Source organism: Agrobacterium larrymoorei (assembly GCF_037722385.1).
Lineage (GTDB): Bacteria > Pseudomonadota > Alphaproteobacteria > Rhizobiales > Rhizobiaceae > Agrobacterium > Agrobacterium larrymoorei_C.
In genome coordinates this window covers 176,692-200,620 of the sequence record NZ_JBBKAQ010000018.1, presented here as the reverse complement: position 1 = coordinate 200,620, position 23,929 = coordinate 176,692, and the positions used below count along the sequence as shown (strand labels likewise).

Annotated in this window: 18 protein-coding genes and 1 riboswitch; of the genes, 5 read left to right on the top strand and 13 right to left on the bottom strand. The window is 59.1% G+C overall.

The annotated features are described in order from the left end of the window. Positions 1-49: 49 nt before the first annotated feature. On the bottom strand, positions 50-1,876 hold the full coding sequence (locus WKI41_RS17280) for an ABC-F family ATP-binding cassette domain-containing protein (protein ID WP_340194703.1): 1,827 nt from the start codon (positions 1,874-1,876) through the stop codon (positions 50-52). Between the two features lie 4 nt (positions 1,877-1,880). Then, positions 1,881-2,531, bottom strand: a complete 651-nt coding sequence (locus WKI41_RS17275; protein ID WP_340194702.1) for a thiamine diphosphokinase — start codon at positions 2,529-2,531, stop codon at positions 1,881-1,883. A 90-nt stretch (positions 2,532-2,621) separates the two neighbouring features. Beyond that, a riboswitch (SAM riboswitch) is annotated at positions 2,622-2,698 on the top strand. Positions 2,699-2,760: 62 nt separating this feature from the next. On the opposite strand from WKI41_RS17275, the gene metA reads away from it, so the two are divergent. Both metA and WKI41_RS17265 read left to right on the top strand, forming a co-directional pair. Then, complete coding sequence (gene metA / locus WKI41_RS17270) at positions 2,761-3,687, top strand: homoserine O-acetyltransferase MetA (RefSeq protein ID WP_340194701.1); 927 nt, start codon at positions 2,761-2,763, stop codon at positions 3,685-3,687. 96 nt (positions 3,688-3,783) lie between these two features. Then, positions 3,784-4,809 carry a galactose-1-epimerase gene (locus WKI41_RS17265; protein ID WP_340194700.1) on the top strand — a complete coding sequence of 342 codons (1,026 nt, stop codon included), beginning with the start codon at positions 3,784-3,786 and terminating at the stop codon, positions 4,807-4,809. 6 nt (positions 4,810-4,815) lie between these two features. Here the strand turns inward: WKI41_RS17265 and mtgA are convergent, their stop codons facing one another. Next, complete coding sequence (gene mtgA, locus WKI41_RS17260) at positions 4,816-5,463, bottom strand: monofunctional biosynthetic peptidoglycan transglycosylase (protein ID WP_340194839.1); 648 nt, start codon at positions 5,461-5,463, stop codon at positions 4,816-4,818. 252 nt (positions 5,464-5,715) lie between these two features. On the opposite strand from mtgA, the gene WKI41_RS17255 reads away from it, so the two are divergent. Continuing rightward, a complete protein-coding gene (locus WKI41_RS17255) occupies positions 5,716-6,615 on the top strand; it encodes a farnesyl diphosphate synthase (RefSeq protein ID WP_340194699.1) in 900 nt (299 codons plus the stop codon). A gap of 101 nt (positions 6,616-6,716) precedes the next feature. On the opposite strand, the gene WKI41_RS17250 is transcribed toward WKI41_RS17255, so the two are convergent. From WKI41_RS17250 to WKI41_RS17225, 6 genes are all read right to left on the bottom strand, one after another. Further along, positions 6,717-7,379, bottom strand: a complete 663-nt coding sequence (locus WKI41_RS17250; RefSeq protein ID WP_340194698.1) for an OmpA family protein — start codon at positions 7,377-7,379, stop codon at positions 6,717-6,719. Between the two features lie 67 nt (positions 7,380-7,446). Then, entirely contained in the window at positions 7,447-8,697 is a 1,251-nt protein-coding gene (gene ispG / locus WKI41_RS17245; RefSeq protein ID WP_340194697.1) for a flavodoxin-dependent (E)-4-hydroxy-3-methylbut-2-enyl-diphosphate synthase, read from the bottom strand. Positions 8,698-8,984: 287 nt separating this feature from the next. Continuing rightward, positions 8,985-10,172 carry an MFS transporter gene (locus tag WKI41_RS17240; protein ID WP_340194696.1) on the bottom strand — a complete coding sequence of 396 codons (1,188 nt, stop codon included), beginning with the start codon at positions 10,170-10,172 and terminating at the stop codon, positions 8,985-8,987. Continuing rightward, positions 10,169-10,993: a DeoR/GlpR family DNA-binding transcription regulator gene (locus WKI41_RS17235; protein ID WP_340194695.1), complete on the bottom strand. Its 825-nt coding sequence runs from the start codon at positions 10,991-10,993 to the stop codon at positions 10,169-10,171. The genes WKI41_RS17240 and WKI41_RS17235 overlap by 4 nt, the downstream gene beginning before the upstream one ends. A 114-nt stretch (positions 10,994-11,107) precedes the next feature. Next, the gene (gene pyc, locus WKI41_RS17230; protein ID WP_340194694.1) at positions 11,108-14,569 is read right to left on the bottom strand and encodes a pyruvate carboxylase; all 3,462 of its coding nucleotides are present in this window, start codon (positions 14,567-14,569) and stop codon (positions 11,108-11,110) included. A gap of 120 nt (positions 14,570-14,689) precedes the next feature. Continuing rightward, positions 14,690-15,427: a helix-turn-helix transcriptional regulator gene (locus tag WKI41_RS17225; protein WP_340194693.1), complete on the bottom strand. Its 738-nt coding sequence runs from the start codon at positions 15,425-15,427 to the stop codon at positions 14,690-14,692. Positions 15,428-15,769: 342 nt separating this feature from the next. On the opposite strand from WKI41_RS17225, the gene WKI41_RS17220 reads away from it, so the two are divergent. Then, on the top strand, positions 15,770-17,554 hold the full coding sequence (locus tag WKI41_RS17220; protein WP_340194692.1) for a glucan ABC transporter ATP-binding protein/ permease: 1,785 nt from the start codon (positions 15,770-15,772) through the stop codon (positions 17,552-17,554). 230 nt (positions 17,555-17,784) lie between these two features. Here the strand turns inward: WKI41_RS17220 and WKI41_RS17215 are convergent, their stop codons facing one another. Then, positions 17,785-18,486 (bottom strand): DUF1013 domain-containing protein, encoded by a 702-nt coding sequence (locus tag WKI41_RS17215; RefSeq protein ID WP_340194691.1) that lies wholly within the window; start codon positions 18,484-18,486, stop codon positions 17,785-17,787. 229 nt (positions 18,487-18,715) lie between these two features. Between WKI41_RS17215 and acs the strand changes: the two genes are divergently transcribed. After that, a complete protein-coding gene (acs, locus tag WKI41_RS17210; RefSeq protein WP_340194690.1) occupies positions 18,716-20,674 on the top strand; it encodes an acetate--CoA ligase in 1,959 nt (652 codons plus the stop codon). Positions 20,675-20,905: 231 nt separating this feature from the next. Here the strand turns inward: acs and WKI41_RS17205 are convergent, their stop codons facing one another. The 3 genes from WKI41_RS17205 to WKI41_RS17195 form a co-directional block, all read right to left on the bottom strand. Then, entirely contained in the window at positions 20,906-21,913 is a 1,008-nt protein-coding gene (locus tag WKI41_RS17205) for a TRAP transporter substrate-binding protein (RefSeq protein WP_340194689.1), read from the bottom strand. Positions 21,914-21,998: 85 nt separating this feature from the next. Beyond that, entirely contained in the window at positions 21,999-23,276 is a 1,278-nt protein-coding gene (locus WKI41_RS17200) for a TRAP transporter large permease subunit (protein WP_340194688.1), read from the bottom strand. A gap of 3 nt (positions 23,277-23,279) precedes the next feature. Continuing rightward, positions 23,280-23,810 (bottom strand): TRAP transporter small permease, encoded by a 531-nt coding sequence (locus WKI41_RS17195; RefSeq protein WP_340194687.1) that lies wholly within the window; start codon positions 23,808-23,810, stop codon positions 23,280-23,282. Between the last annotated feature and the right edge of the window lie 119 nt (positions 23,811-23,929).

The following is a 23,929-nucleotide window of genomic DNA, read 5'->3' as shown; positions in this document are numbered from 1 at the left end:
TTTTGGACAGAGAACCGCATATTCGACGGCCTGTCAAAGATGGTGTGGATTAGCCTTCCATCTCTTCGCGCAGCATCTCAAGCTCCAGCCACTCTTCTTCCATGGTCTCAAGCTTCTCACGAAGCTTCGCCATCTCGTCTGCCAGCTTGTTGAAGCCGCCGGGGTCCTTGGCGAAAAGTTGCGGATCGGCCATGCGCTCTTCGCGCTTGGCAATTTCGCCTTGAAGCTTTTCCATTTCCTTGGGCAGGTTTTCGAGCGCAAATTTCTGCTTGAAGGAAAGCTTGCCCTTGGCCTTCGCAGGCTCGGCACTGGTCGCAGCGCTTGCCGAGGCCTTCGCCTTTTCCTGCTTTTCCGAACGCTTCTTGTCTTCTGCCGCACCCTTGCGCTGCGCCATCATGTCGGAATAGCCGCCTGCATATTCAATCCAGCGTCCGTCCGGCGCATCCGGATTGGCAGGCGCGATCGTCGAGGTCACGGTGCGATCGAGAAAGTCGCGATCGTGGCTGACGAGGATGACGGTGCCTGAGAAGCTTGCGACGATCTCCTGAAGCAGATCCAGGGTCTCGATATCGAGATCGTTCGTCGGCTCATCGAGGATGAGAAGGTTGGTTGGTCTTGCGAGAATACGCGCCAGGATAAGACGGGCACGCTCGCCACCGGACAGATTGCGGATCGGCGTGCGGGCCTGTTCCGGCTGGAACAGGAAGTCCTTCATATAGCCGGTCACATGCTTCTGCTCGCCATTGACCAGCAGGCTTTCGCCACGACCATCGGTCAGGTAATGGGCCAGCGTGTCGTTCGGATTGAGGTCCTCGCGCTTCTGGTCGAGTGTCGCGATTTCCAGATTGGTGCCGAGCTTCACCGTGCCGCTGTCGGGTGCCAGTTCACCGGTCAACATCTTGAGAAGCGTGGTCTTGCCCGCACCATTTGGGCCAACAAGGCCGATGCAGTCGCCGCGATGCACGCGCAGCGAAAAAGGGGCGACGATGGTGCGATCGCCATAAGCCTTGGTGATGGCTTCCGCCTCTATGACCAGCTTGCCGGATTCGCGCGCTTCGACTGCGGTTGCCTGCACGGTGCCCTGCGGACCCTTATGTCCGCGATAGGCGGCGCGCATGTCACGCAGCTCTCCCACGCGGCGCATGTTGCGCTTGCGGCGTGCCGTTACGCCATAGCGCATCCAGTGCTCTTCGCGCTCGATGGCTTTGCCAAGCTTGTGCTGCTCCAGCTCTTCCTCTTCCAGCACCTTGTCGCGCCATTCCTCGAAATGGCCGAAGCCGCGATTGAGACGGCGCGATTGGCCGCGGTCGAGCCAGACGGTGGCGGTCGAGACCTTTTCGAGGAAACGACGGTCGTGCGAAATGAGGACAAGCGCGCTTCGCGTCTGCTGCAATTCGCTTTCCAGCCATTCGATGGTCGGCAGGTCGAGATGGTTGGTCGGCTCGTCCAGCATGAGAATGTCCGGCTCCGGCGCCATGACCCGCGCCAAGGCCGCGCGACGCGCTTCACCGCCCGACAGGCTTGCTGGATTCTCCTGGCCGGTCAAACCGAGATGTTCGAGAATATAGCTGACGCGATAGGGATCGTCGCCCGGTCCAAGACCGGATTCGGCATAGGCCTGCACGGTGTCGTAAGCGCCGAAATCCGGCGCCTGCTCCAGATAGCGGATCGTCGCGGAGGGATGACGGAAAACCTCGCCCGATTGCGCTTCGACCAGACCGGCGGCGATCTTCATCAGCGTCGATTTGCCCGACCCGTTGCGGCCGACGAGGCAGATACGGTCGCCCGGCTCCACCTGCAAGTTGGCGCCGTCCAAAAGGGGCGTCACGCCAAAGGTCAGCTTGATATCGTCGAGTTTCAGAATGGGGGGTGCCAAGGCATCAGGCTCCGGTCAGATCGTAGGGACGGGCAAGCACGATGGCCTTGCCGCTTTTGAGGCGAAGGCGAATGTCACCCTCAGCCACGTTGGACATAGTGCGCGACGAGCCGAAGGCAAGCGCAAAATCGTTGAGAGGGTAGCGGGCATTCTCGATATCGAGGCCGGAAAGGGCTGTAAAACCGGCAACGGAAAACAGCGAGCCACGTGGCAGATCGAGCGCGAGTTCACCTTCAAGCAACGGGAACGCCTCCTCGTTGCCGGAAGTCAGCATTACCTTGTAGCCGCGCTCGGCCAGTGCCACAGCGTAGAGAAGATGAAACTGCGCATGGTCGGATCGCTCGCCTGCAAGCGCGCCAACCAGCGTCAATCGTTTCGCGCCCCGCGCCAAAGCCTCGGAAACGGCGATCTCGCCATCCGTCTCACCCTTTGCGGCAGGAAAAGGCTGCTGCGGCACATCTGGCCATTCGTCGACAAGGGCTGCATCGGCGGAGTCGAAATCACCCACCCAAAGCTCAGGCTTCAGACCAAGCGGGTTGGCATGTTTCATGCCGCTGTCTGCGGCAATCACACGCGATCCTGCAACCGCCTTGTGCAGGCGATCCGTCACGACAATATCGCCGCCCAGCAGAATGGTGAAATGATCCGATGTCATGCCCTGCCTTATCGCGAAACATCACCTCAAGGAAAGGCGGAAACGCCCAGAAGGGCGGCGATATTGATTTTTCGGCCAGACAGGATTATGACAGCCGCCAGTGGTGATTTGCCGACCGGCTTGCAGCCACTTTAAAGAAGTCGCTAAAGGGTCGAGGAAACAGGCAATTCCGAGGACCGGTCGCGATTTCGCTGCCGGTTTTTTTTGTTTTTGGACGTGAGAGTTCGCAATGCCCATCAAGATCCCCGATACGCTGCCCGCCTTCGAAACTCTGGTGAATGAGGGTGTGCGGGTGATGACCGAAACCATGGCGATCCGTCAGGATATCCGCCCGCTGCAGATCGGGCTCCTGAACCTCATGCCGAACAAGATCAAGACTGAAATCCAGATGGCCCGCCTTGTCGGAGCCTCGCCGCTGCAGGTGGAGCTCTCGCTGGTGCGCATCGGCGGACACCGCGCCAAGAACACGCCGGAAGAACACCTGTTGTCTTTCTACGAGACGTGGGAGGAGGTGCGCCACCGCAAGTTCGACGGCTTCATCATCACCGGCGCGCCCGTTGAGACGCTGGCCTATGAAGACGTGACCTACTGGGAGGAAATGAAGAAAATCTTCGACTGGACGGAGACCAACGTCCACTCGACGCTGAATGTCTGCTGGGGCGCAATGGCGGCGATCTACCATTTCCATGGCGTGCCGAAGCACGAGTTGAAGGAAAAGGCCTTCGGCGTCTATCGCCACCGCAATCTCTGCCCCGCTTCCATCTATCTCAACGGCTTCTCCGACGATTTCCAGGTGCCGGTGTCGCGCTGGACGGAGGTACGTCGCGCCGATATCGAGAAGCGCCCCGACCTCGAAATCCTGATGGAGTCCGAGGAGATGGGCGTGTGCCTGGTGCATGAAAAGCGCGGCAAGCGGCTCTACATGTTCAACCATGTGGAATATGACTCCACCTCGCTGGGAGACGAATATTTCCGCGACGTCAATTCCGGCGTGCCGATCAAGCTGCCGCATGACTATTTCCCGCACAACGATCCGGCGCTGACCCCGCTCAACCGTTGGCGCAGCCACGCGCATCTGTTCTTCGGCAACTGGATCAACGAGATCTACCAGACGACACCTTACGAACTCGCCGAGATCGGCAAGACGACCGGCTGATCAAGAGCCGTGACGAATTTGACATTGCGGCGTTGCGCCAGACGCTAAAATGACGCAACGTCCTGCACAAATCGCAAGCGATAGGGAGCATTCGGGATGAGCGAAGCAGGCGCACGGGAGAATTTCGGCTTTACGGCAACCGGCGAAAAGGTCGAGCGGGTAACGATTTCCGCTGGCGGCCTGACCGCCAAGGTGATGACCTGGGGCGCGGTCATCCAGGATCTGCGCCTTGAGGGTCATCAGCCGCCGCTGGTGCTCGGCTTCGATGGTTTTGACGACTACCCGAAATACTCTTCCTACTTCGGCGCGACGCCGGGCCGAAACGCCAATCGCATCGGTGGCGGTACGTTTTCCATCGACGGCAAGGACTACCAACTCGAGCTCAACGAAAAGGGCATCAGCCATCTCCATGGCGGTAGCGATGGCACGGGCAAGCGCAACTGGCTGATCATGGAACATGGGCCAAGCCACGTCGTGCTACAGATCATCGATCCGAACGGCCGCGCCGGCTATCCCGGCAATTGCACGATAACGGCAACTTACACGATCCGCGAAGGCGGCGTGCTTTCGGTCTTGTATGAGACGACGACCGACCTGCCGACCATCGCCAATGTCTGCCAGCACTCCTATTTCAATCTCGACGGTGCTGAAACCGCACTCGATCACCAGATTGAAATCGCCGCCGATCATTATCTACCGACCGATGAACGCCAGATTCCAACCGGCGAAATCCGCGCCGTTTCCGGTACCGTCTTCGACCTGCGTGAGCCGACGCCGATGAGCCGAAAGGACGACCAAGGCGAACAGGTACTTTACGACCACAATTTCTGCCTCTCGGCAGAGCGTGTGGCCAAGCGCAAGATCGCCCGCGTCCATGCGCCTGCCTCCGGCATTTCGCTCGAAGTTCACACCACCGAACCCGGCGTACAGTTCTATTCCGGCTTCAAGCTGAACACCGCCGTCCCTGGACATGACGGACGCCATTACGGCCCCTTTGCCGGCTTCTGCCTGGAAACCCAAATCTGGCCGGACGCCGTCAATCACGAAGGCTTCCCGAAAGCGATCCTTCGCCCTGGCGAAACGCTTCGCCAGGAAACGGATTACATCTTTACCAAGGGCTAAGGTCCGTCAGTCCAGCACGCATCCAACATAAGCGCCGGAGCCTCTGGCCCGGCGCTCGATCAATCCTGCAAGACGCTGCATGCCGCGGCCGGGCTTGCTGGCATTGCGATCAATGGGGTTCGGCAAGGACACCGCCAGAAGCGCGGCTTGGCGGGAGCTGAGTTTCGAGGCCGGCACCTTGAAATGGTATTGCGCCGCAGCCTCGATGCCGTAAATGCCCGGACCCCATTCGGCGATATTGAGATAGATTTCCATCATACGCTTTTTCGACCAGATGAAGTCGGAGACGAGCGCAAGCGGAAGCTCCAGCCCCTTGCGAATAAAGGATCGTCCATTCCATAGGAACAGGTTCTTGGCCGTCTGCATGGGTATGGTGCTGGCGCCACGCGTGGCCTCGCCTTCCAGCGCATCATTGACGACGCCCTGCATCTGGTTCCAGTCGACGCCATCATGGAAGCAGAACTGCCCGTCTTCCGACATCATCACCGACTGGATGAGGCGCGGCGAGATATCTTCGAGCGGTACCCACCGGCGATCATAGCCTTGAAAGGTGACAAGATCGGCGATCATCAGCGTCGAGACTGGACGGATGAAGGGGATGGCATAAACCGGGATGAGCAGATAGGGCAGGATTAACAGCGCCAGCACGAACATGCCGAAGCGTTTTGCAAGGCTCTTGATATCCACCTTCGGCCTGCTCTCCTCGTCGGGAAGCGCCTCGTACTCCCTTTCGCTTTCCGGCGTACTGCTCACATCCCGTCCCCGCTCGTTCAGATCAAGCCTTTCATATTCCGCTCGCACCATCAAGGCTACTCACGATGGTGAAGTTCCACACCCGTTCAACAAAACATTTGCCAGCCCTTTTGCCCCATGCGAAACAGCCGCGAGATGGAAGGAAGCGGCGCCATGACATTCGACACACGGCTGCGTGACAACGCGGCGAGCACGGAAAAACTGCTGGCAGAGCTGCTGACGGACGCGGTAGGGGATGACGAGATCGCTCGGCCCGCAAACCTGCTGGATGCGATGCGCCACGGCGTGCTGAACGGCGGCAAGCGCCTTCGGCCCTTCCTCGTTATCGAGACCGCACGTCTGCTCGGCGGAAGCGAAGCTGCAGCGTTGCGTGTAGGCGCCGCACTGGAATGCCTCCACTGCTATTCGCTGGTGCATGACGATCTGCCCGCCATGGACGATGACGACCTGCGCCGCGGCCAACCGACCGTGCACAAGAAGTTCGACGAGGCGACCGCGATCCTTGCGGGCGACAGCCTCCTGACGCTCGCCTTCGACATCATCGCGAGCCCCCAAACGCCCTTGACAGGCGATCAGAAGACGGCCCTCGTGGTCGCACTGGCTCGCGCCGCGGGCATTGGCGGCATGGCAGGTGGTCAGGCCCTTGATCTGGCAGCGGAAAAGCAAGCGCCAGATGAATCAGGCATTGTGACATTGCAGGCGATGAAGACCGGTGCGCTGCTGCGCTTTGCCTGTGAGGCCGGCGCCATCATTGCCGGAAACGATGCCTCTCACCGCCAGACGCTTCGCCGCTTTGGAGAAAAGATCGGCCTTGCCTTCCAGCTTGCCGACGATCTCCTCGATCTCACCTCAGACGCTGCCACGATGGGCAAGGCAACCGGCAAGGACGCAGCCCGCGGCAAGGGCACGCTGGTGGCACTGCGCGGTGAGGATTGGGCGCGGATGAAGCTTCAAGAGCAGGTGCGTGATGCGGCCAACCTGCTTGCGCCCTATGGCGAGCAGGCGGAGATCCTGGTGGAAGCGGCACGCTTTATCGCTGAGCGAAAGAGCTAAGGGCGTAAGCGTCTCTCACACTTGCCCAACATCTTCACACCCACAACAAAAAGGGCCGCCGAAGCAGCCCTTTTCTAAAATCTGACAGCCGCGATTGCGACTTAGCCGTTCTGCGTCAGCGGCGAGATCAACACTTCCACGCGGCGGTTCTGGGCGCGGCCGTCCGGCGTTGCGTTGGATGCCACTGGCTGCGACGGGCCAAAGCCCATGGTGGACATGCGGCGTTGATCCACACCCTGGCTTGCGAGATAATTGGCAACCGAGGCGGCGCGACGCTGCGAGAGCAACTGGTTGTGGTTCAGGCTGCCGGTGGAGTCGGTGAAGCCGTTGACGTCGATATAGGTCTTGTTGAACTTGTTCAGAACGATCGCGACCGAATTCAACGTCGGGAAGAATGGCGGGATCACCTGATCCTGGTCCGTCGCGAAGGTGATGTTGGACGGCATATTGAGAACGATGCTGTCGCCGCGACGCGTCACCGAGACGCCGGTACCCTGCAACTGCTGGCGAAGCTCCGCTTCCTGATTGTCCATATAGCCGCCGATCGCACCGCCGGCGAGCGCCCCGATCCCGGCGCCAATCAAGGCGTTACGGCCCTTGTTGCCGCCACCGATCGCCAGACCGCCAACCGCACCGGCCAGCGCGCCAAGCCCCGCACCGCCCGCCATGTTGGAAACCTTCTGCTCACCCGTGTAGGGGTCGGTCGTGGTGCAGGCGGAAAGATAGGTTGCGGCAAGCGCAAGAACAGCAAACTTCTTGATCATTGAAATCATTGCTCCGTGAGTTTTTGGAGGTAAGACACAGCGATTCGGGCATTTTCACGGTCGAGACTCACTCCGCCGCGTCCTTTTGGCCAAAACGTTTTTCGATATAGTCGATGACCAGCGCCTCGAAGTCCTGGGCGATATTCGGACCGCGCAATGTCAGCGCCTTTTCGCCATCGATGAAGACAGGTGCCGAAGGGCTCTCGCCCGTTCCAGGCAACGAAATGCCGATATCGGCATGCTTGCTTTCACCCGGCCCGTTGACGATGCAGCCCATGACGGCGACGTTCAGCGCTTCGACGCCTGGATATTTCTCGCGCCAGACCGGCATGTTCTTGCGAATATCGTTCTGGATGTTCTGCGCCAGTTCCTGAAAGACGGTCGACGTCGTGCGCCCGCATCCCGGACAGGCAGCGACCACGGGAATGAACTGGCGAAAGCCCATAACCTGCAACAGTTCCTGCGCCACCTGCACCTCGCGGGTACGGTCGCCATTCGGCTCCGGTGTCAAGGACACGCGGATTGTGTCACCGATTCCGTGCTGCAGCACGTAGCCCATGGCAGCAGACGACGCGACGATGCCCTTGGAACCCATGCCGGCTTCGGTGAGGCCGAGGTGCAGCGCGTGGTCGGAGCGCTCCGACAGCATGGAATAGACCGCAATCAGATCCTGGACCTGACTGACTTTGGCGGAGAGGATGATGCGGTTGCGCGGCAAGCCGATCTCTTCGGCAAGCTCCGCAGAGATCAGCGCCGACTGGACGATGGCTTCGCGCGTGACCTGGCGGGCAGACAGCGGAAAGCCCTCTTCCTTGTTCTTGTCCATCAGGCTGGTCAGCAGTTCCTGATCGAGCGAACCCCAGTTGACGCCGATGCGCACCGGCTTGTCGTAGCGGATCGCCATCTCGATGATATCGCCGAACTGTTTGTCCTTCTTGTCCTTGAAGCCGACATTGCCAGGATTGATGCGATATTTCGCCAAAGCCTCGGCGCAGGCTGGATGGTCGGCCAGAAGCTTATGGCCGATATAGTGAAAGTCGCCGACAAGCGGCACGTCCATGCCAAGCCGCAGCAGACGGTCGCGGATTTTTGGAACGGCGGCTGCACTCTCGTCCCGATCCACCGTAATGCGGACGATTTCGGAGCCAGCACGATGAAGGGCCGCAACCTGCTGAACCGTCGCGTCGATATCGGCGGTATCGGTATTGGTCATGGACTGCACGACGACCGGCGCGCCACCACCGACAATGACGCCGCCCACATCGACGGCAACCGAGGCGCGGCGTGGCTTGGGATCGTAATCGGCGTGTGCGTTCATCATGGTCTCTGCAACTGCGGTGAGGATCGTTATTCAGGTGGATCAAGGCGCGCGCCTTGTCAACATAGAAGCAGTCAACTGGTAAAGCGCGTCGCTTCACTCTCACACTTTACGTTCTTCTTGTTCGTGTGGCGTTATCGCAGAACCGCTTCACACTTTTGCGCGCCATGTTTTATTTTACCGCAATCGTGGCGAAATTCGAGCCTGTCTGCCAGCTTACCAAAACGAAAGCGCTTCCACGGGCAATGGAAGCGTTTCGATCAAACGGAGCCGGCAAAGTTTAGGCTTCAGTGGCCTCTCGCGCCATCGGCATGGCGTGCGAGCCTGGAGAGTAGCAGCACCACCACATGCAGAAGCGGAATGAACAGGAAGACGGTCGCAAGACCAGTATGTTCGGCAATAAAGCCGATGGCTGATGGTGCGACCAGAATGCCGGAATAGCCCATGGTGGTCACCACAGACAGACCGATCCCCGGTGCAAGCCCCGGCATGTTGCCGGCAGCGGAAAAGGCGATTGGAACCATGTTGGAGATGCCGATACCGGCGATGGCAAAGCCGATAATGGCAATCGATGCGTTGCCGGCAGTACCCGCAATCAAAAGGCCGACGATCGACATGGCCGAGCAGACCTGCAAGGTGCGCACTGCTCCCAGACGCTCGCGCACCAGATCGCCGGCAAAGCGCATGACGGCCATGGTGAGTGAGAAGGCCGCGAAGGCAAAACCGGAAACAGCAACCGACGCGCCAAGCTCGTTGCGCAGATAAAGCGCACCCCAATCGAGGACAGCACCTTCAGGCACCATGGAAAACAGCGCCATCAGGCCGATGATCCATGGCAGTGGTGTGAGCGGCAGGCGACCCTTTGGTCGCTCTTCTTCCGGATGGGGCCGATCCACCATGACGCGCGGCCAGGCAATTGCCAACAGCGCCGCGGCAATGATGGTGAGGGCAATGGCATGGCCGTAAATGCCGATCTTGGTGATCAGCAAACCGCCAAGCCCTGCGCCGATCAACCCGCCAAGGCTCCAGAAGGCGTGACAAGACGACATGATGGCGCGCCGCATGCCACGCTCGACCGCAACCGCATTGGCGTTCATCGCCACATCCATGGCACCCGTCAAACCGCCGAAGAGAAACACGGAGATGACGCCGGCCCAAACGGTGTTGGAGAGCGTGATGAGAAGCAGCGTTGGCACGAAAATCGTGGCGCAGAACAGTGTGACGGTGCGCGATCCGACTCGCGCGATCTGAGACCCGGCAACCGGCATGCAGGCAAGCGAGCCGAGACCGAAAACGAGAATGACGAGGCCGAGCTCGCCTTCGCTTAAAGAGAGACGCTTGGCGAATTCAGGGATCATCGGTGCCCATGAGCCCATCATGAAGCCGTTCATCAGGAACAGTAGCGAGACGCCGAAGCGTGTTCGCGTCATATAGGGTGTGCGGGCCGTGGAGACGGACATGGGGGAGCCGGTCATGCGGGCTGGTCCTTCAGTGAAAGCAGATGGGATGAGGCGCGGGCGTTGCACCCGGCAAGATGAATATCGAGCTTTTGTCTGCGCAGATCACGCACGAGAGCATCGTCTGCGTCATCTTCCAGAACAAGGGTAAGATCGGGGTTGAGCGGCGCCACATGAAAAGCTGCACCCGCTCCCAGCTTCTCGCTGGTGATGGCAGCCAGTGTGCGCGCACTTGCCTTGCAGGCCAGCCGCTTGAAGGCGGCATCCTGATAAATATCGGCAGACAGGCCATCACCTGCAGTCATGCCGCAAACGCCGAGGATGCAGAGGTCGGGCCGCATCTCCTGCAGTTGCGAAATCGCGGTAGTGTCGATGGCGGCACCGACCGCAGGATCGATCCGTCCGCCAACCACGATCAGTTCCAGATCGGCGCGACCTGAAAGTTCGGCCGCGATAACGGGCGTGTTGGTAATCACCGTGAGACCAGCCCCCTCCGGCAAATGGCGGGCAATGGCGAGGTTGGTGGAGCCGGCATCCAGGAAGATCGTCGTTGCAGGCAAGATGCAGGCGGCCGCCGCTTGACCCAATACATCCTTGCGGTCTTGCATATCCGTCATGCGATGGTTGAGCGGAGTTGTCTTGCCGGCGGAAATCAGTGCTCCGCCATAAACGCGTTCGCACAAACCGCGTGCCGCCATATCGCGAAGATCACGCCGTATCGTGTCTTCCGACACGTCGAATGTCTGCGCCAGGTCCTGCGCAAGCACCCGGCCCTTGCTTTGCAGCTCCGCGAAGATCAGCGTCTGACGCTCAGAAACGAAGTGATCGATTTTGGACATTCGGCATCAACATGTAGAATCGTGTATAAACATGCATAAAGGGAGAAGACGTCATCCACAAGCGGAAATGCCCGCACGGTGGCGGGCATTTCGATCAATCTATGTGACGTTGGGTTATTCTGCGTAGACGACCAGCAGATCCTTGGCATCGATCTGGTCGCTCGGGCGCACCAGAACCTCGGCGATCTTGCCATCGCGCTCGGCATGCAACGCGGTTTCCATCTTCATCGCCTCGATGGAAACCAGAACGTCACCGGCCTTGACCTCCTGGCCGGCATTGGCGAAGACGCGAGAAATGACGCCCGGCATCGGCGCGCCGACATGGGCCGCATTGCCCGGCTCGGCCTTGCGGCGGACCGCGGAGCCCGTTGCGCCGTGGGCCCGGTTCGGCACCTTGATGCGGCGCGGCTGACCATTGATCTCGAAGAAGACCGTGACCATGCCTTTGTCATCGACGCCCGACGACGCCTGATTGACGATGACGAGCGTCTTGCCGCGTTCGATATCGGCAAACAGTTCCTCGCCATCTTCCATGCCGTAGAAGTAAGCATGCGTCGGCAGCACCGAGACAGGGCCATAGGTTTCCGAAGCGAGCGCAAAATCGGTGAAGACCTTCGGATACATCAAATACGAGGCGAATTCGAAATCATCGACCGGACGTTCCAGCTTTGTCTCGATTGCCTTGCGCTCGGCATCGAGGTCGGCATCTTCCAGCAGCGAGCCCGGACGGACAGTATAGGGTTTTTCGCCCTTCAACGCCTTCTTCTGCAACGCTTCCGGCCAGCCACCCGGAGATTGGCCGAGATCGCCCTTCAGCATGGAGACGACCGAATCCGGGAAGGAGACTTCCTTATCGGGGTTTTCGACATCGGCCACCGTCAAATCCTGACTCACCATCATCAGCGCCATATCGCCGACGACCTTGGAGGATGGCGTGACCTTGACGATATCGCCGAACATCTTATTGGCGTCGGCATAGGCCTGCGCCACCTCATGCCAGCGGCTTTCAAGACCGAGCGAGCGCGCCTGCTCCTTGAGGTTGGTGAACTGGCCACCCGGCATTTCGTGCAGATAGACTTCCGATGCCGGTCCCTTGAGGTCGCTTTCGAAAGCGACATACTGGTTGCGCACAGCTTCCCAGTAGAAGGAGATGCGGCGGATCCATTCGGCATCGAGACCGGTATCGCGCTCCGAACCGGCGAGCGCCTCGACGATGGAGCCAAGGCAGGGCTGCGAGGTGGTGCCGGAGAAGGCGTCCATCGCCGCATCGACGGCATCGACGCCCGCATCGACGGCGGCAAGCACGGTCGCTGCGGCAATGCCGGAGGTGTCATGCGTGTGGAAATGGATCGGTAGGCTGGTCGCTTCGCGCAGCGCCTTGAACAAAACCTTGGCGGCGGCAGGCTTCAGAAGGCCTGCCATGTCCTTTACGGCAATGATATGCGCGCCAGCCTTTTCCAACTCGGCTGCAAGGTTGGTGTAATATTTGAGGTCGTATTTCGGTCGTGCCGAATTGAGCAGATCGCCCGTGTAGCAGATCGTCGCTTCGCAAAGCTTGTTCTCTTCGGCGATCGCATCCATCGACACGCGCATGTTTTCGACCCAGTTCAGGCAGTCGAAGACGCGGAAGAGATCCACGCCGCCTTTCGCCGCCTGCCGAACGAAATATTTCACGACATTGTCAGGATAGTTTTTGTAGCCGACGCCATTGGCGCCACGCAGCAGCATCTGCAGAAGCAGGTTCGGCGCGCCTTCGCGGATCAGCGCCAGACGCTCCCATGGGTCTTCGGTGAGGAAGCGCATGGAAACGTCGAAGGTCGCGCCACCCCAGCATTCGAGCGACAGAAGCTGCGGCAATGCCTTGGCGTAAACACTGGCCACACGGGCAATGTCATGGGTGCGCACGCGCGTTGCCAGAAGCGACTGATGACCATCGCGCATGGTGGTGTCGGTGACGAGAACGCGCTTCTCGTTGCGCATCCACTCGGCAAAACCTTTCGGCCCCAGCCTGTCCAAAAGCTGCTTGGTTCCATCCGGCGTCGGCGCATCGATGTAAGGCACGACGGGCTTGACGGCCTTATCGGAGGGCGTGGCGCGACCCTTGGTTTCCGGATGGCCGTTGATGGTCACGTCGGCAAGGTAGGTCAGCAACTTGGTCGCGCGGTCCTGACGCTTCACCTGAGCGAACAGCTCTGGCGTCGAGTCGATGAAGCGCGTCGTGTAGGTGTTGTTGCGGAAGCTTTCGTGGCCGATGATGGCCTCGAGGAAGGTGAGGTTCGTCGCTACGCCGCGGATGCGGAATTCGCGCAGTGCGCGGTCCATACGGCTGATCGCCTCATCCGGCTTCGGCGCCCATGCCGTGACTTTGACGAGCAGCGGATCGTAATAGCGGGTGATAACCGCACCACTATAGGACGTGCCGCCATCCAGACGAATACCGAAGCCCGAAGCTGAACGATAGGCGGTGATACGGCCGTAATCGGGAATGAAGTTGTGCTCGGGATCTTCCGTGGTGATGCGGCACTGAAGCGCATGGCCGTTGAGACGGATATCCTTCTGTTCGGGAACGCCGGATTCCGGCGTGCCGATGGCAGCACCCTCGAGGATGTGGATCTGCGCCTTGACGATATCGATGCCGGTGACGACTTCGGTCACCGTGTGCTCCACCTGAATGCGCGGATTGACCTCGATGAAGTAGAATTTGCCGGTATCGGCATCCATCAGATATTCGACCGTGCCGGCACCGACGTAATTGGTCGCGGCTGCGATCTTCAGAGAATAACTGGCAAGCTCCTGGCGCTGCGCTTCGGAAAGATAGGGCGCTGGCGCGCGCTCGACCACCTTCTGATTACGGCGTTGGATGGAGCAGTCGCGCTCGAAGAGGTGGACGACATTGCCGTGCGTATCGCCAAGAATCTGGCTTTCCACGTGGCGCGCGCGTTCTACCAGCTTTTCGAGATAGACTTCGTCCTTGCCGAAGGCGGCCTTGGCTTCGCGCTTGGCTTCGGTGACTTCCCGCGCCAGATCTTCCTTTTTGCGGATGGCGCGCATGCCGCGACCGCCGCCGCCCCAGGAGGCCTTCAGCATCACCGGATAGCCGATCTCTTCAGCCATGCGCTCCACTGCGGCAAGATCATCCGGCAGTGGTTCTGTTGCCGGAACCACCGGAACCCCAACCGAAATTGCCAGATTGCGCGCGGCCACTTTGTTGCCGAGCTGACGCATGGTTGCCGGGCGCGGGCCGATGAAGGTGATGCCCGCCGCATCGCAGGCATCGACGAATTCGGGGCTTTCCGACAGAAGGCCGTAACCTGGATGGATGGCGTCGGCGCCGGAGAGCTTGGCAACGCGGATCACTTCCTCGATCGACAGATAGCTCTCGATCGGACCCATATCCTTGGCAAGATGCGGGCCGCGTCCCACCTGATAGCTTTCATCCGCCTTGAAGCGGTGAAGCGAGAGCTTGTCCTCTTCGGCCCAGATGGCGACCGTTTTTATACCGAGCTCGTTGGCGGCACGAAATACGCGGATTGCGATCTCCGAACGATTGGCAACGAGAATTTTCGATATCTTCAAAACGGCCTCCCAGAACCTTTGAGCACTCCAACATGCTGCACCGCGAAATTAAGCAGCAAATTAATCGATTGGAAAGGCCGATTTTCATCATCGCGGTTCGGGTCCGCGCGTCTGGATGCGTCAGCCAATCAAACCATAGCGAAACGCAAGCGCCACGACATGCTGGCGGTTTCGGGCAACGAGCTTGCGCTGGATACCGGTAAGGTACCAATCAACCGTGTGACTGGTAATCGAAAGGGCCTTGCCGATCTCCGGCGATGTGTTGCCAAGCGCAAGTAGCGTCAGCACATCACGCTCCCGCCGCGTCAGCTGCGCGACCGAAAGATCCGGAAAGGAAAGAAGATCTTCCGAATGTCCGGTGAGATCGGCAACACGCCAGAAGGTGGCGCGCATGACCGCGTCGAATATCGCCAGCTCGCGTTCTGTCAGATGGCAGCCAAGGCCGCTGATGAAGACGCCACCCAGCATGCCGTTGCGCCCATGAATCGGAAAAGCATAGCCTTCCCGCAATCCATGGCGAGCCGCGTCCTGAAAAAGTTTCGCCGCACGTTTGCGATGCGTCGCCTGCGGAAGAAGGCACACCGCATCCCGCCACCGCACCGGCTTTTGCAGCAGGCAGAGCGATCGTTCGATGGGATCGACCTCGCTATATTTCTTCTTGTCGTAAATCGCGGACCAACCTTCGGGCTGCTCCTCTGCCAGCACGATATCCTTGACCGCGACCTGCCGCACGGCGCGGCGGAAAATGCGGTAGTAATCAAACCCGTATTGGCTGATAGCGCGCTGAAAAGAGGAAAGAAGTTCTGCTAGGTCCGAAAGCTCTGCATGAGTATCCAGGAACTTAAACAACGTCTGCATCTCGAAATAAATCCTGGCGAAGAAAAAGACCGCGAACCTAGCAGGAGGTATGTCCTCCACTCCCTCTGCCAGCCAGGTTCGAAAGCGGCGGCACTGTAATAAAGAGACCTATCATGCACTGAAACTTTTCCGCGAAACGGAGCGATTTGACAATCCTTAATGTTGAAATTGTACCAACGGATTTTTTTTCGACTCCCGCTTGAAAAGCCCCCACGTTAAGCGCCCATTCATGTAGAAAGAGCGATAAAACAACTGCTTGCATAGCCCGCAATCGCCCTTGTCGCTGAAGCCGAGGGTTTCGCCCTCCAGGGGCAGGACTGACATGAAGACGGGATTTGGAAATTGACACTGTTTCAAGTTTACACGCGCGCACTGCGCTACCTTGCAACCAACAAATGGCGGGTCACGATCGTCGTTGTTGCAAACGTTATTCTTGCGGCAATTACCATCGCTGAGCCGGTTTTGTTCGGCAAGATCATCGATGCGCTGTCGACGGGGTCCGTTCCAACCAACATCCTCATTCTTTGGGGCGCGTTCGGCCTCTTCAATACAGTGGCTTACGTTGCCGTGGCGCGTGAGGCGGACCGGCTTGCCCATGGGCGTCGCGCCTCGCTTCTGACGGAAGCCTTCGGCCGCATCATTTCCATGCCGCTCTCCTGGCATCATCAGCGCGGCACCTCCAACGCGCTGCATACGCTGCTGCGCGCCAGCGAGACGCTGTTTGGCCTCTGGCTTGAATTCATGCGCACGCATCTGGCAACCTTTGTTGCCGTGGCGCTACTGATCCCGACTGCCTTCTCGATGGATATTCGCCTCAGCTTCGTGCTGGTGGGCCTCGGTATATTCTATTGGTTCATCGGCAAGTGGGTGATGAACCGCACGAAGGAAGGCCAGGCCTCCGTCGAAGAGCATTACCACACCGTCTTCGCCCATGTGAGCGACTCCATCAGCAACGTCTCGGTGCTGCACAGCTACAACCGCATCGAAGCGGAAACCAAGGCCCTGAAGTCCTTCACAGAGCGTCTGCTCAGCGCCCAGTATCCCGTGCTCGACTGGTGGGCTTTCGCCAGCGCGCTGAACCGCACGGCCTCGACGCTGTCGATGATGATCATCCTCATCATCGGTACGATCCTGGTGAAGAACGGCGAGCTTCGCGTCGGTGACGTCATTGCCTTTATCGGCTTTGCCAATCTTCTGATCGGCCGCCTCGACCAGATGCGCGCCTTTGTCAGCCAGATTTTCGAAGCCCGTGCCAAGCTTGAAGACTTCTTCAAACTGGAAGATTCCGTCCAGGAGCGTGAAGAGCCGAATTCCGCTGGCGAACTTGGTCATGTCGAAGGCACGGTTGAATTCCGCAACGTCAATTTTGGCTTCGCCAACACCAAGCAGGGCGTGCATGACGTGTCCTTCGTCGCCAATGCTGGCGAGACGGTCGCCATCGTCGGCCCGACAGGTGCGGGCAAGACGACGCTCATCAACCTGTTGCAGCGCGTCTATGACCCAAGCTCCGGCCAGATCCTCGTCGATGGCATCGATATCTCGACGGTGACGCGCCAGTCGCTCAGAAGCTCGATTGCAACCGTGTTCCAGGATGCCGGCCTTCTGAACCGCTCGATCCGCGACAACATCCGCCTTGGCCGCGATTCAGCGACCGACGACGAAATCGTCCAGGCCGCAACCGCGGCGGCGGCGACCGACTTCATCGACAGCAGGCTGAACGGCTACATGACCCAGGTGGGTGAGCGCGGCAACCGCCTCTCCGGTGGTGAGCGCCAGCGTATCGCCATTGCTCGTGCGGTCCTGAAGAATGCGCCGATCCTCGTTCTCGACGAAGCGACAAGTGCGCTCGACGTAGAAACCGAAGCGCGCGTCAAGGACGCCGTCGATGCGCTACGCAAGGATCGCACCACCTTCATTATCGCCCACCGTCTGTCGACGGTCCGCGACGCCGATCTGGTGCTGTTCATGGACAACGGTCGTATCGTCGAGAAGGGCACCTTCGATGAACTCAGCATGCGCGGTGGCCGCTTCACCTCGCTGCTGCGTGCAAGCGGTCTTGTCACGGACGATGAAAAGACCGGCTCGCCGTCGCTCAATATGCCACAGCGGCAGATGGACCACGCGTAACGCATGGTCCACGCGACGCGCGAACCGGTTGTGTGACTGAGAAATCGCGATACGCTTTAAGATAAAAAGACGATGATGTTCGATTGACCTCCGCAGCTTGATGTCGCGGAGGTTTTTCTTTCGTGCCCATCGTCCAAACAGCAACAAAAAAGCCCCGGCGCGAACCGAGGCTTTGATACTTGCAACGCTGATTCTGGCTGCCGCAAAGCGGACAAGCCCAATTGAACGTCTCAATAATTGTCGTCTTCGTCGTCGTCCTTGCGGGTGGACTTGAGCGAGGAGAGCTTGGCGAATACGGCGTTGGCGTCGATTTCCTTCTCTTCTTCGCGCTCGTAGCTGAAGTCGAGCTTCTCGGTGGTGCTTGCCGGCTGCAGCGTCGCGTCCAGTTCTTCCTGCGTGGGAAGCGGGCGACCGCGCGACGCACGTTCGACTTCGAGGTCGAGATCGATCTGGCTGCAGAGGCCGAGCGTGACCGGGTCCATCGGCGTCAGGTTGGCAGCGTTCCAGTGGGTGCGATCACGGATCTGCTCGATGGTCGACTTGGTGGTGCCGACGAGGCGCGAAATCTGCGCGTCTTTCAGTTCGGCATGGTTGCGCACCAGCCAGAGAATAGCATTCGGACGGTCCTGGCGCTTGGAGACCGGCGTGTAACGCGGGCCGCGGCGCTTGGATTCGGGAACGCGAACCTTGGGTTCGGAAAGCTTCAGCTTGTGGTTCGGGTTGGCTTCTGCGCGCTGGATTTCATCGCGGGACAGCTGGCCGGTCGCAATCGGATCGAGACCCTTGATGCCCTGCGCTGCTTCACCATCGGCGATCGCCTTGACCTCAAGCGGATGAAGCTTGCAGAACGTGGCGATCTGATCGAACGACAGCGCCGTGTTGTCAACCAGCCAGACGGCAGTTGCTTTCGGCATGAGCAGTGTTTGAGCCATAGATACAATCCTTCTGAGCGTCCGCGCCGGTGTCGCGGGCGTGGGATGAAACCACTGATTTCCGGGAATATGACGGCTCTATAACCGGATTGCATCAGAATTGCAATTGTTTGAGCAACAAATGACCTTTGTCTAATTGCCGGACGTCACCAACCTGTTATGAATTGAGCACATGACTGGGGAACAGGAGTCTCCAGACAAAAAAGACAATCTGCATGAGGAGGAGTTCATGTCTGCGAAGATCTACCCGGTTCTCAAATCGGCCAAGACCGGCACGCTGATCGACAATGACCGCTATCAAAAATGGTATCAGGACAGCGTCGAGGATCCGGAAAAATTCTGGGGCAAGCACGGCAAGCGGATCGACTGGTTCAAGCCCTATACCAAGGTCAAGAACACCTCCTTCAAAGGCAAGGTGCCGATCAAATGGTACGAAGACGGCCTGACCAACGTCTCCTACAACTGCATTGATCGCCACCTCAAAACCCATGGCGAGCGCACCGCGATCATCTGGGAAGGCGACAACCCCTATATCGACAAGAAGATCACCTACAATCAGCTCTACGATGCGGTGTGCCGTCTCGCCAACGTGTTGAAAAAGCACGGGGTCAAGAAGGGCGATCGCGTTACCATCTACATGCCGATGATCCCGGAAGCAGCCTATGCTATGCTTGCCTGCGCCCGCATCGGTGCCATACATTCGGTCGTCTTCGGCGGCTTCTCGCCCGAAGCACTGGCTGGCCGCATCGTCGACTGCCAGTCCACCTTCGTCATCACTTGCGATGAAGGCGTTCGCGGCGGCAAGCCCATTCCGTTGAAGGATAACACCGACAAGGCGATCCATATCGCCGCGCGCCAGCATGTCATCGTCAACAAGGTTCTGGTCGTGCGCCGCACCGGCGGCAAGACCAACTGGGCGCCCGGTCGCGACCTCTGGTACCACCAGGAAACCACAAGCGTGAAGCCGCATTGCGAGCCGGTGAAGATGAAGGCGGAAGACCCGCTTTTCATTCTCTACACTTCGGGCTCCACCGGCAAACCAAAGGGTGTGCTACACACCACCGGCGGCTATCTCGTCTATGTGTCGATGACGCATGAATATGTCTTCGACTACAAGGATGGCGATATCTACTGGTGTACCGCCGATGTCGGCTGGGTGACCGGCCACTCCTACATCGTGTACGGACCGCTTGCCAATTGCGCCACGACGCTGATGTTCGAAGGTGTACCGAACTTCCCCGACCAGGGACGTTTCTGGGAAGTCATCGACAAGCACAAGGTCAATATCTTCTACACCGCACCGACGGCGCTGCGCTCGCTGATGGGGGCCGGTGACGAATTCGTCAAACGGTCCGAGCGCTCCAGCATCCGCCTTCTGGGTACCGTCGGCGAGCCGATCAACCCCGAAGCCTGGGAGTGGTATTATCACGTGGTGGGCGAGGACAAGAGCCCGATCGTCGATACCTGGTGGCAGACGGAGACCGGCGGCATTCTGATCTCGCCGCTCCCCGGTGCGACCGATCTGAAACCCGGTTCGGCCACCCGTCCCTTCTTCGGCGTTCAGCCGCAACTGGTCGATGCCGAAGGCAAAGTGCTGGAAGGGGCAGCAGACGGCAATCTCTGCATCATCGATAGCTGGCCAGGCCAGGCGCGCACGGTCTATGGCGACCATCAGCGCTTCATCGAGACCTATTTCTCCACCTATAAGGGGAAATATTTTACCGGCGATGGCTGCCGGCGCGATGAGGATGGCTATTATTGGATCACCGGACGCGTAGATGACGTGCTGAACGTCTCCGGCCACCGCCTCGGCACGGCGGAAGTGGAATCGGCGCTCGTCTCCCACAGCGCCGTGTCGGAAGCCGCCGTGGTCGGCTATCCGCATAACATCAAGGGACAGGGCATCTATTGCTATGTGACACTGATGGCGGGCAAGACCGGCGACGAGGCGCTACGCTCAGAGCTCATCAAGCATGTGCGCGAGGAAATCGGACCGGTGGCGACGCCCGACAAGATCCAGTTCGCACCCGGCCTGCCGAAAACCCGCTCGGGCAAGATCATGCGCCGCATCCTCCGCAAGATCGCCGAGGACGATTTTGGCGCGCTGGGCGACACCTCGACGCTCGCCGATCCAGCCGTCGTCGACGACCTGATCGAAAACCGCCAGAACAAGCCTGCGGCGGCTTGAGGCCCTTATGGGTGCCTGACATGCCCTGAGAAACAAAAACGCCCGGTGACGATCTGTTACTGGGCGTTTTCATATGAGGCTGCGCGTCTCACAGTCTGTTCAAGAATTGCCGTTGGCCTGCCGAAAATGGTGATTTCGAGAACCGGAGCTTAAGCGTACTAATGTACGTGAGCACCGGAAGCGCAGAAATTGCCATTTGCAGGCGGCCAACGGCGATTATGGGATAGACTGTTACTGAGCGCGAACTTCCTTGAGCTTAGTCTGAATGCCGTCAATCACGTCGGCACCGATCTGAGCCTTGTGCTTTTCATAGACGACCGCAGACTTCTCGCGGATACGCGCCTGCTCTTCCGCAGACAGGACATTCACCTTGAGACCAGCTTCCTTGATCTTGTCGAGCGACTTCTGGTTCAGCGCGCGGATGACCTTGCGCTCTTCGTCACGACCAACGATCGCGCATTCACGAAGGGCGGCCTGCTCTTCGGGCGTGTAGCTGTCGAAGATGGGCTTGGAGAAGAGGAAGAGGAACGGCGTGTAGGCGTGGTTCGTCTCCGTGACGAATTTCTGCACTTCATAGAACTTCGAAGTATCGATCGTCACATAGGGGTTTTCCTGCGCGTCGATCGCATTGGTCTCAAGTGCGGAGAACACTTCGCCAAACGCCATTGGCGTTGCGTTCGCACCAAGGTTCTGGAAGGTGTCGAGGAAGATGTTGTTCTGCATCACGCGGACCTTCAGGCCCGAGAAGTCTTCCCACTTGTCGACGGCGTGCTTGGAGTTGGAGAGATTGCGGAAGCCGTTTTCCCAGTAGGCGAGGTTCACGAGGCCCTGCTCTTCCAGCTTCTTGTTCATCATGTCGCCGAATTCGCCGTCGAGAACGGCGTCGACTTCCTTCGTGTTGGAGAACAGGAAGGGCAGATCGAAGACGCCGAGCGCCGGGATGAGGCCGACGAGCGGAGAAGACGATGTGACGACCGCTTCCTGAACGCCGGAACGCAGTGCCTGGGTTGCCTGCAAGTCGCCGCCGAGCGCGCCGCCCCAGAAGGCTGTCATCTTCAGCTTGCCACCGGTCTTGTCATCCAGGCAAGCCTGCATGGCCTTGATGCCGTTGCCGACCGGATGATCCTGGTTGATACCGTTCGACACGCGGATCATGCGGCTGTTGTATTCGGCAAAAGCGGGCGCGGACGCACCGGCGGTGAAGGCGATGGCTGTCGTGAGTAGAAGTAGCTTTCTCATGTTTTCCTCCCTTGGAATTGAGCGTGTCCAGTCAAGATCTATGCGGCTTTACGACCGCAAATGTGGTTGAGTGAGGAGTATCCCCTCACCGCAGATATTGCAGCGGCACCATGACGATCTGCGGAAAGATCACCAGAAGGGCCAGAACGATGGTTTCGGCGACCAGGAATGGCCAGACCCCAACCGTGACCTTGCCGAGCGGAATACGCCCAACGCCCGAAACCACATTGAGGACAACACCGACCGGCGGCGTGATGAGGCCGATGGCGTTGTTGATGATAAAGAGCACACCGAAATAGACCGGATCGATACCCGCCTGCTTGATGATCGGCATCAGAACAGGTGTCAGGATCAGGATGGTCGGCGTCAGATCGAGCGCGGTGCCGACCACGAAGACCAGCACCATAATCACGGCCATGAGCAACATCGGACGGTCGATCAGCGGCTCGATATAGCCGGCAACTTCCGCCGGAATGTTCGCCGCAGTGATCAGCCAGGCCGAAACAAGTGCCGCGGCAACAAGGAACATGATGATAGACGTGCTTTTGGCAGCACGCAGCAGCACATGGATGAGATCCGCAGGCTTCAATTCGCGGTAGATGACCATGCCGACAAAGAGTGCGTAGACGGCTGCAACGACTGCGGCCTCCGTTGGTGTCATGATGCCGGCCTTGATGCCACCGAGGATGATGACCGGCATACCGATTGCCCATCCGGCGCGACCCGTTGCCACGAGACGTTCCTTTGCGGTCGTCTTCGGCAGCGGCTGGACGTTGTCCTTACGCACGACGATCAGCCAGGCGATGATCAGGGATGCGCCCATCAGAATGCCAGGCACGATGCCGGCGAGGAAGAGCTGAGTAATCGACACGTTTGCCGCAACGCCGAAGACGATGAAGGCCATCGATGGCGGGATGACAGGGGCAATAATGCCGCCGGCAGCAATCAGACCGCCGGAACGTGGAATGTTGTACCCGGCCTTCGCCATCATGGGGATGAGGATCGCCGCAAGCGCTGCGGTATCCGCCGCGGCCGAGCCGGAAATCGAGGCCATGATGATGGCCGCCACGATGGCGACGATGCCGAGACCGCCGCGAATATGGCCGACGAGCGCAATCGCAAAATCGATGATACGGCGCGAAAGGCCGCCGGAATTCATCAATTCACCGGCCAGGATGAAGAAGGGAATGGCAAGCAGCGTGAAGGTATCGGCACCGGAAATCATGTTCTGGGCGATGATCGCCGTGTTGAACATGCCCATGTACCACATCAGCACGACGCCGCAGAACATCAGCGAGAAGGCAACGGGGACGCCGATGGCCATGGCGCCCAGAAGCGAGCCGACAAAAACGAAAAGTGTCATGTGTCAGCGCTCCGAAAGCTGTTCGATGGTGAGATTTTCACCGGCAAAGGCGGCGATCTCGTCTTCGCGGACCTTGCCGGTCAGAAGCCGGTAAAGTCGTTCCAGAGCGATCAGGAACATGATGCCGCCGGTGAACATGCCGATGCCATAGACCCAGATCATCGACAGACCAGTTACAGGCGCATGCATGCTGGCGTTGATCCCAGACTGCTTCCACGTTCCCCAGAAGAAGATCGCCGAGCAGAGAAGGATGATGATGTTGGAGAGGATCATGCAGAAGATACGCATGCGCCGCGACAGGAACATCACCAGCGTTTCAATGCCCATATGGCTGTTTTCGCGGAAGGTGACGACCGCCCCGATGAAGGTGATCCAGACGAAGAAATAGCGCGCCAGTTCTTCCGAAACATTGATGCCGGAATTCATGGTGTAGCGCATGACCACATTGATGAAGACCATGATTGCCATGCCTGCCAGAAGCGCGACGAGAATGGTCTCGAGGATGCGGTAAAAAAGATTGATGACTTTCTGCATCTTCCCCTCCCGAGAATGATCCGAAGCGGCGCGAACACCAACAGGTGCGCACGCAACGGTCTAAGCCTTTGGATATGCGTCTCGCGCCAAGCGAGATCGTTCGCCCCGTAAGGGACGTT

Excerpts from the sequence above, each read along its gene's own strand:
- metA (WP_340194701.1), top strand. The coding sequence starts at position 2,761 with ATGCCCATCAAGATCCCCGATACGCTGCCCGCCTTCGAAACTCTGGTG.
- mtgA (WP_340194839.1), bottom strand. The coding sequence starts at position 5,463 with ATGTTCGTGCTGGCGCTGTTAATCCTGCCCTATCTGCTCATCCCGGTT.
- WKI41_RS17275 (WP_340194702.1), bottom strand. The coding sequence starts at position 2,531 with ATGACATCGGATCATTTCACCATTCTGCTGGGCGGCGATATTGTCGTG.
- WKI41_RS17250 (WP_340194698.1), bottom strand. The coding sequence starts at position 7,379 with ATGATCAAGAAGTTTGCTGTTCTTGCGCTTGCCGCAACCTATCTTTCC.
- WKI41_RS17205 (WP_340194689.1), bottom strand. The coding sequence starts at position 21,913 with ATGAGAAAGCTACTTCTACTCACGACAGCCATCGCCTTCACCGCCGGT.
- WKI41_RS17265 (WP_340194700.1), top strand. The coding sequence starts at position 3,784 with ATGAGCGAAGCAGGCGCACGGGAGAATTTCGGCTTTACGGCAACCGGC.
- WKI41_RS17195 (WP_340194687.1), bottom strand. The coding sequence starts at position 23,810 with ATGCAGAAAGTCATCAATCTTTTTTACCGCATCCTCGAGACCATTCTC.
- WKI41_RS17200 (WP_340194688.1), bottom strand. The coding sequence starts at position 23,276 with ATGACACTTTTCGTTTTTGTCGGCTCGCTTCTGGGCGCCATGGCCATC.
- WKI41_RS17235 (WP_340194695.1), bottom strand. The coding sequence starts at position 10,993 with ATGTCCAAAATCGATCACTTCGTTTCTGAGCGTCAGACGCTGATCTTC.
- acs (WP_340194690.1), top strand. The coding sequence starts at position 18,716 with ATGTCTGCGAAGATCTACCCGGTTCTCAAATCGGCCAAGACCGGCACG.
- WKI41_RS17240 (WP_340194696.1), bottom strand. The coding sequence starts at position 10,172 with ATGACCGGCTCCCCCATGTCCGTCTCCACGGCCCGCACACCCTATATG.
- ispG (WP_340194697.1), bottom strand. The coding sequence starts at position 8,697 with ATGAACGCACACGCCGATTACGATCCCAAGCCACGCCGCGCCTCGGTT.
- WKI41_RS17225 (WP_340194693.1), bottom strand. The coding sequence starts at position 15,427 with ATGCAGACGTTGTTTAAGTTCCTGGATACTCATGCAGAGCTTTCGGAC.
- WKI41_RS17255 (WP_340194699.1), top strand. The coding sequence starts at position 5,716 with ATGACATTCGACACACGGCTGCGTGACAACGCGGCGAGCACGGAAAAA.
- WKI41_RS17215 (WP_340194691.1), bottom strand. The coding sequence starts at position 18,486 with ATGGCTCAAACACTGCTCATGCCGAAAGCAACTGCCGTCTGGCTGGTT.